This window comes from Mesorhizobium caraganae (genome assembly GCF_016836705.1).
Lineage (GTDB): Bacteria > Pseudomonadota > Alphaproteobacteria > Rhizobiales > Rhizobiaceae > Mesorhizobium > Mesorhizobium caraganae.
Genome location: NZ_JAFCGY010000043.1, coordinates 1 through 12687, shown reverse-complemented (window position 1 = coordinate 12687; position 12687 = coordinate 1). Strand labels below are relative to the sequence as shown.

Sequence of the window (12687 nt, the reverse complement as noted above, 5' to 3'; positions counted from 1 at the left end):
TCTTAGTTAGACCGTAGGATTCGGAACACGCTGGATCGGCTCACGCCCAACTCCTCCACGATTGCGTCCGCCGACTTCCCTTCGGCCTTCAGGCGCAGCACGTCTGCGGCCTTCCGTCTCGCTGTTGGCGCTCTGCCCTTGTACTTGCCGTCTGCCTTAGCCTTAGCGATCCCTTCGCGCTGACGTTCGAGCATCAGGTCCCGCTCGAACTCCGCGATCCCGCCCAACATCGTCAGCATCAACTTGCCGGTCGGTGTGCTAGTATCCATCTGCATCGAGAGGACGCGCAGGGTAACGCCTTTGGACCTAAGCCTTTCGGTAATCCCCAAGAGATCGGCGGTCGAGCGGGCCAAGCGGTCGGGCTTGGTGACAACGAGAGTGTCGCCATCCCGCACATAGTCTAGTGCTGCCTCAAGTTGGGGCCGCATGGTGGCGACCGAGGATAGCTGCTCGCTGAACAGCTTGGTGCATCCTGCGGCCTGGAGGTCTCGCTGCTGGGCCTCCAGCCCTGCCTCTTGGTCGACGGTCGAGGTGCGAGCGTAGCCGATAATGGGAGAAGTCACGTGAGGGCCCCTTGGTGTCACTGGTATCTTAGACTATGTGACCCAGTCAGTGCCAAAAGTCAACACTCATCCTAGTGACACCGGCTTTCATGCATTTCGTGGCGTGTCATAAGGGCAAGCCCTAAAGAACCATAGAAACCACATTGCCAACCGACGACAGGCATCGGATTGTTAAAACAAATCCTGTTGTGGCTTGCACTACGGGGACGTGCGGTGCGATCAAATCATAAATCTGTTTCGACAGGGTCCGCCTGGGGCTTCGAATGAAAACGGTACTCCACGAGTATTTTCGTCCGACAAAAGCGGAATTTGAGAAGTTCTGGAGTGACGCTCTTATCACGTTTGACGCTAGTTCGCTTCTGAACCTCTACGGATACTCCTCCGACACGAAGAAAGAATTGGTAAAGGCATACGAAACCTTCACGAAGAGGATCATTCTGCCATACCAGTTCGCTCTGGAGTACAGTCGAAATCGAGCAAAGGTAATAAGTAACCAGATTCGTAATTTTCAGAAGGCAGAAAACGACCTCAACGAGCTGCTAAAAAAGCACAAAGTTAAGCAGGAGCAGCCGTACCTCTCCAAGGCATCTGTTCGGAACGTTGAAGCTATCTTGGAAGAACTGGATGAGGGGCGATCTAAAATGGAAAAATCTATGGCTTCTGACGAAGATTCTGATCTCCTCCTAAAGCTTTTCGACGGGAAAATTGGCGGCGAGCCCACGGCCGCCGAACTCGATTCTTTATACAATGAGGGTAAGACGCGCTATGGCGCTTTGATTCCTCCGGGGTTCAGCGATGTTAAAGAGAAGGGCGAGCCGCAGTGCTATGGCGACTTCATAGCGTGGAAGCAGATCATGGCTATCGCCGCGGATAAAAAGAAGGATTTTATTCTCGTTACGGACGACGTGAAGGAGGACTGGTGGCATTATGAAAGCTCCCGCATGGTCAGCCCGCTCCCAGCGCTTCGCAAGGAGTTTCGGGCGGTAACCGGGCAGTCGATCTGGTTCTATACGACTGAAGGATTCTTGCGGGCAGCCAAGGAGTTCTCCCAGGTGAAAGTCGGTGATGCCGCCCTCGACGAGGTAACGGCCGCCCTCGACACTCAAAGGGAGGAGCACAAACAGCGACTTTTCAAAATCCTTTCGCCGCCGGATAAAACGCTCGGGCCTCAGTTCCTAAAATGGCTAGACGCACCAGATACGAAGAAGAAAAGTGCGCCGCCGGAGGACAGCGACCCCGAAGATGAAGAGACGTAAAATGGCAGTCAGAGCTTTTACAGATCGGCCGGATGCTCTGTTAACAGCTATCAGGAGCGGCATCGCCGAAGGTGTTGTTCATGGCTGGCGGATGGATCAAGATGGCGACCTCACTCTCAATAGCCCGAACCTTGCTAACCAAGCATGGATGCGGCCAAAAATCCTGCCAGATCGCCTACTCTTTAATATCGTTGGGGCTCAAAACAAAGATATGTCGACAAACCTATATGCGATTTATCATGCTAGGCTTGTGCAAATGCTGTTGACCCATTTCGATACCAAAATTAAGACTGCCTCTGCTACGGCCCTTCCAACTACCGGCGATCAGGTGCCTGTTTGACGAACGGCGCGGCAAGGTTGGGAGATGCTCCCTAACGAGGTTGGGCAGTCTCAGTCGGAGCACGATCTCGCACCCCCCATGGGGGGAACACGGCGCTCTCGCAGTATGAAATACGCAAACAGAACTTTTGAAAAAATGTCCGCAACGGTTCGGGCCCCGCCCAAGCTCGAGGGACGTATGCTAGACCATCCGAGAATCGCATGAATGGTTCGAACTGCCTGGAGAACACATGTACGAGAACGCCTTCAACAGCATCGAGCGAGACCTAAGGGCCGAGGAAGGCATTGCCAACGAGCTGGACTATGTGGAGCAGACCTCCTGGGTTCTGTTCCTGAAGTACCTCGATGACCTCGAAAACGAACGCCGGGATCGCGCAGAACTAGACGGGCGAGATTACAGGCCCATCATCGACGGCGAACACCGGTGGGACCGCTGGGCAGCCCCGAAGGTGGGTGGCAAGTTCGACCACAACAGCGCCCGGACTGGTGATGACCTAGTCCAGTTCGTCAACCAGGAGCTGTTTCCCTATCTCGCCTCCTTCCGCCAGTCCGCTACGGGTCCTAGAACCATCGAATACAAGATTGGCGAGGTGTTCACCGAGCTGCGTAACAAATTCCGTTCTGGCTACATTCTCCGTGACGTACTGGAGATTGTCGACGCCCTGAGGTTCAATACACAAGCCGAGCGGCATGAACTCTCCCAACTCTACGAAACTCGCATCCGCCGCATGGGCAACGCGGGTCGCAACGGTGGTGAATACTACACGCCCCGCCCGCTCATCCGCGCCATGGTCAAGGTTATCAACCCGCAGATCGGCGAGACCATCTATGACGGTGCAGTTGGGTCCGCTGGCTTCCTTTGTGAAGCCTACGATTACCTGCGCCGAGATAACCTGTCCGCTTCCGACTATGAAACCCTTCAGACACGCACCTTTTTCGGGCAGGAAAAGAAGACGCTCGCTTACATCATCGGGGTCATGAACATGGTCCTGCATGGTATCGACGCCCCGAACATCATCCACACCAACTCGCTCAACGAGAACGTGATGGATATCCAGCAAAAGGATCGCCACGACATCGTTCTCGCCAATCCCCCTTTCGGCGGCAGCGAACGACGCGAGGTCCAACAAAATTTTCCGATCCGTACCGGCGAAACCGCATATCTGTTCCTGCAACACTTCATCCGAAAGCTGCGGGCCGGGGGTCGGGCGGCAGTGGTGATCAAGAATACCTTCCTGACCAATACCGACAACGCAAGCATTGCACTTCGGAAGGACCTGCTGGAAGGCTGCACGCTTCACACAATCCTTGATTGCCCACATGGCACCTTCCAGGGAGCCGGGGTGAAGACCGTAGTGCTTTTCTTTGAAAAGGGAGCGCCGACGCGGAATATCTGGGTCTATCAGCTCGATCCGGGCCGCAGCATGGGCAAAACCAACCCGCTCAACGATACCGATCTGGCAGAGTTCGTGGAGTTGCAGAAGGCCTTCACTGAAGGGCCGAAAAGCTGGCGGATCAGCCGGGCGAACCTAGATACTACGACTTTTGATCTCTCGATCAAAAACCCAAACGCGCCCGAAGCGACAGCACTCCGCTCTCCGGAAGACATCATTGCTGGAATGCTGGCACGGGATGCCGACACAGCCGACATTCTGGAGAACATTCGGGGGATGCTCTGATGGCAGGTTGGGAGATTAGGCCGCTGTATGAGGTCTGTGACGTTGAGAAGCGGAAGCATAGCAACGGCCCCGCCACTTATGTTGGATTGGAGGACATCTCAAGCGATACCGGCGAATTTGTGGGGCGCAGAGACGGGCAATCGGTGAAGAGCGCAACCTTCGCATTCACAGACAAACATTTGCTCTATGGGCGTCTTCGGCCCTACCTCAATAAAGTACTGACTCCGGATTTCGCGGGTCACTGTTCGACTGAAATATTCCCTCTGCGACCGCATGAAAAACTCGACAGACGCTTTCTGTTTCACTGGATCACAAGCGAAATAACTAATCGACGGATAGACGCGACCTGTACCGGAGCTCGTATGCCCCGTGCAAACATGAACGAAGTGATGGGCTTCGAAATCCCCATCCCGCCGCTCGAAGAACAACGGCGAATTGCTGCTGTTCTGGACGATGGATTCGACGGCCTGGCTCTCGCCCGAGCCCACATCGAAGCCAACCTGCGAGACGCACAGGAGCTGTTTGCGTCTTTCTTGGGCGGCTTTTTCGACTCAGTTGATGACGGCTGGACTGCCGTGTCGATCGGGTCATTGGTTGAGGAAGGGATACTGGCCAAACCGCAGGACGGGAACCACGGAGAAATCCATCCAAAGAAAGCGGACTTCGTTTCATCGGGCATTCCGTTCGTCATGGCGTCCGACCTTGTTGACGGGACCGTGGACCAGACAAACTGCTACTTTATCTCCCGCGAGCAGGCCGACAGCCTTCGCAAGGGCTTCGCCGTCGATGGCGACATACTGCTGTCTCACAAGGGCACCATCGGTCGAACTGCGATGCTTAAGACCAGTTACGACTACGTCATGTTAACGCCGCAGGTTACCTATTATAGGGTCAAGGACACTGACCGGCTGCTGCCAGAATTTCTCTTCTTCGCTTTTCAAAGCGCATCCTTCCAACATCAGATTGCCACGGCGGCAGAAGATGGGGCGACACGAGCTTACATCGGAATAACAAGGCAACTCGAACTAGTGATTTCGGTGCCAGACATATTTACGCAAGGCCGTTTGGTAGAGCAGTTTCAGGAGGCAAGATCGTACACGCCAGAACTTATTTTGGCATACAAGACTAAGCTGCAGGATGTCGATAACCTTCGCCAATCCTTATTGCGAGAAGCCTTCTCGGGCGAATTGACATGAGTCAGTTTGTGGTTCCAATTGCTGGATAGCTTTGAAGGATGGAACCTCAGCAATGACCACTCGAAAAATCACCAAGAAACGGGCGAAACTCCTTGCCGATCTTGAGTATCTCGTCGGCAACAACTGCTACAATGGGAGCATTCAGAACTGGGGACCCGGAGGAACCTTCGAAGGCGAGGGACGTGGTTTTCGGTACCCACTTACCTTAATCGACAACGAAGGCGGCAAGGACAAGCGACGGTACCGTGCGAACGATGTACCTCCCGAACAGCTCATCACGGGATACTACGCGTTCGGAGCAAACCAGCTTCAGATCGTTCTGGCATTGGAGGAAATACTTCAGCATCTTGAAAAGAATTATGGTCTAAAGCTCTAACCGATGAAGGACCTGGGGAAATCGGATGAGCTTGGCCGAAGAGACGGAAGCCGACACTCGTGCAAATCGTATCGATCCGGTTCTGACGGCGGCGGGCTGGGGCACGATAGATGGGTCAAAGGTTCGCCGCGAGGTCATCTGCCCTGGCCGTATCCAGACGGGCGGCAAGCGAGGCAAAGGCTTGTCTTGCGATTACGTGCTAATCCACAAGGGCCACAAGCTGGCTACGCTCGAAGCGAAACGTGCTGGTATCAGCTACCGTAACGGGGTTGGCCAAGCCAAGGACTACGCCCTGCGTCTGGGGTCACGCTTTGCCTACGCCTCCAACGGGCTCAACTGGTACGGTATCGACATGGTGACCGGGGCCGAAGGCGATATGGCGTTGCCATTTCCCACGCCTGACGAATTATGGGACCTGACCTTTTCCGACCACAACGAATGGCGCGAGCGGTTCGGAGAAGTCGAGTTCGAGACGGACGGCGGCAAGTGGGAGCTGCGCTATTACCAGCACAAGGCGATAACGGCGGCGCTTGACGCAATAGCCAAGGGCGACAGGCGCATCCTGCTCACGTTGGCCACCGGCACTGGCAAGACCTCAATCGCGTTCCAGATTGCCTGGAAGCTATTCCAGGCCAAGTGGAACCTTTCCGGCGAGCCCGTGCGCCGCCCCCGCATCTTGTTCCTCGCCGACCGAAACATCCTAGCCGATCAGGCCTATAACGCCTTTACGGCGTTCCCCAACGATGCCGTTGCACGGATTGATCCCGATACGATCCGCAAGAAGGGCGGGGTGCCAAAAAACGCCAGCATTTTCTTTAGTATTTTTCCGACCTTCATGACCGGGGAAGATACGCCGAGCTATGAGGGCTACCCGGCCGATTTCTTCGACTTCATCATTGTCGACGAGTGTCACCGAGGTGGGGCTAAGGATGAAAGCGAATGGCGGGGGATTCTCGAGTATTTCTCGCCCGCTGTTCAACTGGGCCTAACCGCCACGCCGAAGCGTAGGGTCAATGCCGACACCTACGCTTATTTCGGTGACCCCGTTTACACCTACTCCCTCCGCGAAGGAATTGAGGATGGCTTCCTGACGCCATTCAAGGTGCGGCAGATGGCTAGCACTATTGACGAATATGTCTATGACGGAACTGACACGGTGGTGAGCGGCGAGGTCGACGAGGATCGCAAATACGCCGAGGCTGATTTCAACACCCGCATCATCATTGAGGAGCGGGAGAAAAGCCGCGTCTCAGAGTTCATGGGTCAGATAGACCAGCGGCAAAAAACGTTGGTGTTCTGCGCCACTCAGGACCATGCGGGTCGGGTTCGGGACTACATCAATCAAATCAAGACGAACCAGAATCCGCTCTACTGCTGTCGAGTCACGTCTGCCGATGGCAAGCTGGGAGAGCAGCATCTGCGGGACTTCCAGGACAACGACAAGACAATCCCAACGATCCTGACGACCTCTCAAAAGCTCTCGACCGGTGTCGATGCGCGCAACATCCGCAATATCGTTCTGATGCGCCCGATAGGCTCCATTATCGAGTTCAAGCAGATTATTGGCCGTGGAACCCGCACTTATGACGGCAAGGACTTCTTCACGATCTATGATTTTGTAAAAGCCTACGAACACTTCAACGACCCAGAATGGGATGGCGACCCGCTGGAACCGGTACAGCCGCCTATCCGGGGGCCCGGAGTGCCACCTGAGGGACCGCCCGAGCCCCCCGAGGGAGGCGATGACGAGGGACAGGATCCAGTCGCCAAGCTGGTGATCAAACTCGCTGACGGGAAGGAACGGACCATCCAGTACATCGCCTCCACCACCTACTGGGGACCTGACGGTAAGCCGATGTCCGCCCAGCAGTTCCTTGAGAAGCTCTTTGGCGACCTGGCGAGCCTCGTTGGTACTGAAGACGAGTTGCGGCGGCAGTGGAGCGATCCCGACCAGCGCGAACGTTTCATAGCGATTCTCGAACAACGGGGCTATGACGCGGAGAAACTTGTGGAGATGCGTCGTCTAATCGATGCCCCTCAAAGCGACCTTTTCGACGTCTTGTCCTACATCCGTTTTACGACGCCGCCAAAGACCAGGACTGCCCGAGCGGACAGCGTCAGAGGCGATGGGTTGATCGACGAAGATCAGGAGATGCGCGATTTTCTGCTGGGTGTTTTGCGCTCGTACGAACTCCTTGGCGAAACAGAACTGGCAACCAAAAAGCTAGGCGACTTTTTGACTGCACGGTACGGGACCTTGTCTGACGCAAGAGCGAGGCTGGGGACGCTACCGTCGATAAAAGCCTCCTTTCTGGACGTGCAGCAACGTCTCTATAAGGACTAAAGATTGTGGCATCGGGAAACCATTCACGCGTCAACTAACTCAGGTATCAGCTTAGGAAGCCTCACGGCTTCAACGCACACCGTAAGTTGCTCTAGCGTCGGTCCTGCCGAGTAGACACCAAATGCTATGCTGGCCCGCTTCTGTCCGACTACCGTTTGGATCGTACTTTCCGGCTGTCCAGCTCTTTCAGCCTTCGTGATGAACCAGCGTCGAAACGAGTGGAAGTTAACGAGGCTGCGCCGCTTGCCGTCCCGGACATCCTCCACCTGGACGTCTCGTCGGTAGGCCGTGAAGTGATTGGACGCCTTAAACGACCGTTCCCGCATGGAGTCCTTCTTTCTCACCGGCGGCCATTCGGGAAACAGATCGTCTTCTGGCGACTTTCCTGCGATCCTGCGCTGAACGATTGCTTTGAGGGCCGAATGGATTGGGCAGTCCCTGGCTCCCGGCTCTTTCTTCTGCGGCTTGAATGTGAAGGTGCCGCCCTGACAGTCCCTGATCTTGAGGTCCACTATCGCCTCAAGGCGGGCTCCTGTGAGGGCAGCGATGCGCATCAGGTCGTGCATCTGCTGGGTGCCCGGTCCTGACAACAGCTTGACCAACTCGGCGTCAGTGAAGGGGCGTTCCTTGTCTTCGTTCAGAACGCGCGGGACGGTATAGGTCAGTCCTGCCCACACATTCGCACCAACCGCGTCACGCTTCTCCAGCCACCTCCAATAAATGCCCAGTCGGATGAGATACTTGTTAAGGGTGACAGGAGAGCGTCCCTTGGTTGCTCTAAAGGCGTCTGTGAACCTAACCGCCTCGCGTTTGCTAAACGTCTCAAGGAAAGCCGGTAGGCCCTCACGTTTGCACCAGTCCATTAGATATCCCATGGCTCGTTCGTCATCGGCGCGGGTGCGGGCCTTTACGTTCAACTGGTCGAGATAGGTTTTTCTATGGGCGTCTATGGGCGTTCTTCGGCCGAATGCGACATTGGCGAACTGCACAGCCGCCGCCTCCCTCTGCGCTTCAAAGATCGGTTGACCTTCCCGGTCAACGCCTACAGGCTTACCTGCCTGTTCCTCGGCACGGCTGATGATCTCCAAATCAATTGGTTCGGGATCGGCTCCTGCCTCTTCTACACGCTTTCGCAGGACTGCCAGCCTTAGCGCTTCGGCCATTGAGTCTTTAGGCGACCGCTGCTGGCTTATCCTGGCGTGTAGGGCCTCGATGACGGTCCACTTCAACCTATTCGCCTCGGCAAGGCTGTCCGTCTCAAGGGACTGCTTTAGCTTGGTCTTGCCAAGGGTCGCATGAAGGTCGCGAGGGACGCTGACAACCACTCGCCATTTGTTCCCGTGCCATTCCAGAAATCGTTTATCTGCGTTGCGTGGTGCTGGCATTTTCCCTCTCTGCGTACCCAACCGCGTACCCAGCCTGTGAACCATAGTGGGCTGTTTTTCAACATGTAATTGAGATGGAAGGAGAAATTGCGCTGGAAGGATACCTCCTCCTCAGCTCCACCAGCGGGATATCCTAACTACCTGAGAAGACGCCCTATTTTCTGAAAGGCGCTTTCCGTCCCCATTTTTTTCCCCACTTCCCGCCGCTGCGCACCCGGCGAAACTGCTGGTTAGCTCATGAAACAGTTTTGCGCCCTTTTCCGTATCTGGGAATGGCTTTGCCTCGCCGCCTACTCGTTTTTCAGTGGGTCTAAGTTGCCCGTGGCTTGTCCGCTCGCGCGGTACGATCCAAGCGTCTAGCGAGATGTCAGGAGGAACAATGACCGACATTCATACCGGCTCGTGCCTGTGCGGCGCGGTGCGTTTCAAGACGAGTGGCGCGTTGCGCGGCGTCCACTATTGCCACTGTTCGCAATGCCGCAAGCAGTCGGGCCACTATTATGCCGCCACAAGCTCGGCTGACACCGAGCTCGACGTCACCGGCGCGGAAAACGTCACGTGGTACGAGTCATCTGATTTCGCCCGTCGCGGGTTTTGCAGGGTCTGCGGCTCCGCGCTGTTCTGGAAGCGCAACAAGTCGGAGAAAACATCAGTGATGGCCGGCGCATTCGACCAGCCGTCCGGACTGAGGGGCGAGCATCATACTGTCGTCGACGACAAAGGCGACTATTACGAGATCAATGACGATCTGCCACGCCATGCCCGGTATTAAGCCGTTCACAATCATCTTCAGAATGACTTAGGCGGCAACGTACAGGCAGATCGTACTGTCAGGGCCAAATGGTATTTCACGATGCCGGCTTACCGTTGCTCCCGAGCGGCTGTTTTGCGGCGTCCGGAATGGTCTCCTCCGCCTCCTGCTCGGTGTCCCGCCGCCCGTAGACAAGCCTAAACACAAGCGCGAAATACCCCGCCTGCAATAGAACAGCGGCGATGACGCCCCAGATTACACCTTTCCCGATGGACCCCGTGTCGAAGTAGGCCCAAACCGCAGCAACCGCTGACGTCGCCAGCATTCCCACTAGAAACTGCGGAAAATACATTGCCCCAAACCCCCTTGCCGTTCCCCAACGGCTCCCGAGCCTGCTGAATCTCATTATTTTAGCATTTTAGCAAACACGCAAGTATTGCAGTCCGGCGGCTTGCGCAGCTGCCGCCGTGATCACACCTGGGTTGAGCAAGACCGAAGCGAGAAGCGGAAAGCCTGCCGCTTCATTTGCGAAACGACGGGACTTACCCCAGCCCACATCACCGTCAGTGCAATTGCGGTGCCAAGCCTATTGGCCCATTACGGGACGCTTCAATTGCCGGTCGCCGTAACCTGACAGGCCTGTCCCGCGCTATGAAATCATATCGCGCCGGCAACAAATATCCCCGATAGACCGATGCCACGACAAGGCGCATAGTTCGCTCATTATGTCGCTGCCTCAACGCACCGATCTTGCAAACGACAAATGGCAAACGGCAAGACCATCTGGCGGCGGCTATTGGTGCCCTTCACGCTGCCATCAAAGGGCTGGATGCACCCGTTGAACTCCTGGCTAGCACGATCAAAGCGCCTGTGGAGGGAGCGCCGCAGCGGTGGCCTACACGGTGATTTGGTACGGTAAAAAGGGCATCGTGGAGAATACGCCCTTCGATACCGAGAAGGCTGCGAAGGACCACGCGCTGTCGACCTTTCCAGATCGAAAGTCCGGTATCGTGGCGGTTGAAGTTCGCAAAGACGACGGCACGGTTGTATTCAGCAAAGCAGGAGGCAGTTAGGTCGTTTGGGCAATTTGCGTTTAGAGGATGCCGGCGATCACTGAATGCGTCGGGTCCGCTGCCGGAGAGACAGCGGACTCAAACTAGGGCCAAGAGGGAGCAAGGCCCTTTATGATCCCTATGCGGGGATCAGGGCGATAACACCGGGCGAGATATGTCCGGCCACTTGCTTCAGCGGCGCACCACCAACGGTCCGATAGGTTCGAAGAAGCTCGCCAGCACTCCACTGGCCAGCGCCGCAGTGGCCGGAATCTCGTCTGTGCCGTCCTTGGCCTTCAAATCGCGAATGGTCTCCGCCAGATCGTCCGTCTCGATCTCGTAGACCACCAGATATCGATAAGGAGTCGCCGCGCTTTGCTCGGGACTCAGCCTGAAGCGCTGGGCCGAAACCAGTCCGGGTAGTTTTAATATGTCATGCACGTGACGATCATCGTACCAGCCATTGAACTCGGCCTCACGTCCCTCGACAGGATTGGTCAGGACGGCAAAGATATGTCTGCTCATTCGGTCAGTCCTCCCCTTCGGTTATTTCATCCACTTTTGGCCTTTGGTGGTCAGCAACCTGCGCCAATGCGGCTTCTCGAACACGCTGACGATGTAGGTCGTCACCGTGCCATCCAGCCAACTACTGGCGGCCGATGAGGTTTCCGTCGAAGGCTGTTTGTATATTTCGATCATCGGCGGCTGCCATTTCTGCCATACGGAAGGATACCGTGAAGCCGAGGGGAAAATCGATACGGAGAAGGCGTTGAAGGGCTCGTCCGTGGGCTGGCGGAGTCCCTGGGGCACGACCTATGCATCAAATCTAAGGGAATCGGCGAGAGTGTATACGGAGGACAAATGGGTAGACTACCTCAAGAACAGGTTCACAATGCCGCCAATGCCTTGGTACCAAGTCCAAGCTATGGCCGAGAGCGACATGCGTTCGCTGTATCTTTATATCAAATCGCTCGGCGCGCCCGGTGATGCGGCGCCGCGTTCTCGGCCGCCCGGTAAGGAGCCGAGGACACCCTATGTCCCACTAGAGCCACCTCAGACGCCGAGGAAGTAACGGCCTTCAGGGCTTCGATAGCGCTAGAAATTTTCCAAAACGTTCCCGAAATCTCATCAAGGGCGTTCCGTCCCTCGAAGGTCAATGGCGGCCTTCGTTTCGTGGCGCCCTCAACGCGCCTCCTACGGCTTCGAGCCAGGAACCCCAGCCATGGCCCAATGCATCCAGAACGAGTCCAATTCGTCGCGCGGCAGGGCATCTGCCAGAGCGAACGCGGCCATTTCCACCATGCAAAATAGTCAGCCAAAAACAATGACGTGCAATCGCTTCGGCAACACCGTGAACTGCACGACATTTTTTGAAGCCCGGGGGCTGGCGTGGACCGGATTTCGAAGCGTTTGATCAGGTCGTCGGACTGATATTTGATCAGCTCTACCGGAAATTTCAACGCGGCTCAGATCGACCACACTGAAATTGCTGACAAGCTAGTGGCAGAAGCCTGACGGATGGTACCAAACGCCAGAGCACCGATCCGGTGGCCGACATCTCCCATGCGACGTGACTATCCCTCTGGAGAAGAGTAGAATTCGGCCCGACCGCAGCGCCCTTGGGCAGCGCATCGGGCGCTGCATACCTTAGCGAACCAGGGAGGGCGATATGGGAACGGCTGCACCGAGCGTAGCCATCCGCGCGCTAGCCGAGACCGATCTGCCGGAAGCCGAAAGAATTTTCCG

General features: G+C 56.0%; 13 protein-coding genes. 8 read left to right on the top strand and 5 right to left on the bottom strand.

All coding sequences use genetic code 11. The annotated features are described in order from the left end of the window. Positions 1 to 2: 2 nt before the first annotated feature. Complete coding sequence (locus tag JQK88_RS32595; protein WP_203280692.1) at positions 3 to 563, bottom strand: recombinase family protein; 561 nt, start codon at positions 561 to 563, stop codon at positions 3 to 5. A gap of 263 nt (positions 564 to 826) precedes the next feature. Here JQK88_RS32595 and JQK88_RS32590 point away from each other — a divergent pair, with 263 nt between their 5' ends. From JQK88_RS32590 to hsdR, 6 genes are all read left to right on the top strand, one after another. Continuing rightward, positions 827 to 1819 (top strand): PIN-like domain-containing protein, encoded by a 993-nt coding sequence (locus JQK88_RS32590; RefSeq protein ID WP_203280691.1) that lies wholly within the window; start codon positions 827 to 829, stop codon positions 1817 to 1819. Between the two features lies 1 nt (position 1820). Beyond that, a complete protein-coding gene (locus JQK88_RS32585; protein WP_203280690.1) occupies positions 1821 to 2159 on the top strand; it encodes a hypothetical protein in 339 nt (112 codons plus the stop codon). A gap of 229 nt (positions 2160 to 2388) precedes the next feature. Next, positions 2389 to 3837 carry a type I restriction-modification system subunit M gene (locus JQK88_RS32580; RefSeq protein ID WP_203280689.1) on the top strand — a complete coding sequence of 483 codons (1449 nt, stop codon included), beginning with the start codon at positions 2389 to 2391 and terminating at the stop codon, positions 3835 to 3837. Next, positions 3837 to 5033, top strand: a complete 1197-nt coding sequence (locus JQK88_RS32575; protein ID WP_203280688.1) for a restriction endonuclease subunit S — start codon at positions 3837 to 3839, stop codon at positions 5031 to 5033. Before JQK88_RS32580 ends, JQK88_RS32575 begins: the two co-directional genes overlap by 1 nt. Positions 5034 to 5085: 52 nt before the next feature. Next, a complete protein-coding gene (locus JQK88_RS32570) occupies positions 5086 to 5409 on the top strand; it encodes a hypothetical protein (RefSeq protein WP_203280687.1) in 324 nt (107 codons plus the stop codon). Positions 5410 to 5440: 31 nt separating this feature from the next. Beyond that, positions 5441 to 7753 (top strand): EcoAI/FtnUII family type I restriction enzme subunit R, encoded by a 2313-nt coding sequence (gene hsdR / locus JQK88_RS32565; protein ID WP_376740482.1) that lies wholly within the window; start codon positions 5441 to 5443, stop codon positions 7751 to 7753. A gap of 23 nt (positions 7754 to 7776) precedes the next feature. On the opposite strand, the gene JQK88_RS32560 is transcribed toward hsdR, so the two are convergent. Then, positions 7777 to 9138 (bottom strand): DUF6538 domain-containing protein, encoded by a 1362-nt coding sequence (locus JQK88_RS32560; RefSeq protein ID WP_203280685.1) that lies wholly within the window; start codon positions 9136 to 9138, stop codon positions 7777 to 7779. A 379-nt stretch (positions 9139 to 9517) separates the two neighbouring features. Between JQK88_RS32560 and JQK88_RS32555 the strand changes: the two genes are divergently transcribed. Continuing rightward, a complete protein-coding gene (locus tag JQK88_RS32555; RefSeq protein ID WP_203280684.1) occupies positions 9518 to 9910 on the top strand; it encodes a GFA family protein in 393 nt (130 codons plus the stop codon). A 76-nt stretch (positions 9911 to 9986) separates the two neighbouring features. Here JQK88_RS32555 and JQK88_RS32550 read toward each other — a convergent pair whose 3' ends face one another. Further along, a complete protein-coding gene (locus tag JQK88_RS32550; RefSeq protein ID WP_203280683.1) occupies positions 9987 to 10241 on the bottom strand; it encodes an exopolysaccharide production repressor protein in 255 nt (84 codons plus the stop codon). A 538-nt stretch (positions 10242 to 10779) separates the two neighbouring features. Here JQK88_RS32550 and JQK88_RS32545 point away from each other — a divergent pair. Beyond that, positions 10780 to 10962, top strand: coding sequence for a hypothetical protein (locus JQK88_RS32545; protein ID WP_203280682.1), 183 nt, complete (start codon positions 10780 to 10782; stop codon positions 10960 to 10962). 171 nt (positions 10963 to 11133) lie between these two features. Here JQK88_RS32545 and JQK88_RS32540 read toward each other — a convergent pair whose 3' ends face one another. Together JQK88_RS32540 and JQK88_RS32535 are read right to left on the bottom strand one after the other, a co-directional pair. Then, positions 11134 to 11466, bottom strand: coding sequence for a DUF4286 family protein (locus JQK88_RS32540; protein WP_192254873.1), 333 nt, complete (start codon positions 11464 to 11466; stop codon positions 11134 to 11136). 21 nt (positions 11467 to 11487) lie between these two features. Then, complete coding sequence (locus tag JQK88_RS32535; protein ID WP_192254871.1) at positions 11488 to 11640, bottom strand: hypothetical protein; 153 nt, start codon at positions 11638 to 11640, stop codon at positions 11488 to 11490. Between the last annotated feature and the right edge of the window lie 1047 nt (positions 11641 to 12687).

Excerpts from the sequence above, each read along its gene's own strand:
- JQK88_RS32555 (WP_203280684.1), top strand. The coding sequence starts at position 9,518 with ATGACCGACATTCATACCGGCTCGTGCCTGTGCGGCGCGGTGCGTTTC.
- JQK88_RS32535 (WP_192254871.1), bottom strand. The coding sequence starts at position 11,640 with ATGATCGAAATATACAAACAGCCTTCGACGGAAACCTCATCGGCCGCC.
- JQK88_RS32590 (WP_203280691.1), top strand. The coding sequence starts at position 827 with ATGAAAACGGTACTCCACGAGTATTTTCGTCCGACAAAAGCGGAATTT.
- JQK88_RS32585 (WP_203280690.1), top strand. The coding sequence starts at position 1,821 with ATGGCAGTCAGAGCTTTTACAGATCGGCCGGATGCTCTGTTAACAGCT.
- JQK88_RS32560 (WP_203280685.1), bottom strand. The coding sequence starts at position 9,138 with ATGCCAGCACCACGCAACGCAGATAAACGATTTCTGGAATGGCACGGG.
- JQK88_RS32570 (WP_203280687.1), top strand. The coding sequence starts at position 5,086 with ATGACCACTCGAAAAATCACCAAGAAACGGGCGAAACTCCTTGCCGAT.
- JQK88_RS32540 (WP_192254873.1), bottom strand. The coding sequence starts at position 11,466 with ATGAGCAGACATATCTTTGCCGTCCTGACCAATCCTGTCGAGGGACGT.
- JQK88_RS32550 (WP_203280683.1), bottom strand. The coding sequence starts at position 10,241 with ATGTATTTTCCGCAGTTTCTAGTGGGAATGCTGGCGACGTCAGCGGTT.
- JQK88_RS32575 (WP_203280688.1), top strand. The coding sequence starts at position 3,837 with ATGGCAGGTTGGGAGATTAGGCCGCTGTATGAGGTCTGTGACGTTGAG.
- JQK88_RS32580 (WP_203280689.1), top strand. The coding sequence starts at position 2,389 with ATGTACGAGAACGCCTTCAACAGCATCGAGCGAGACCTAAGGGCCGAG.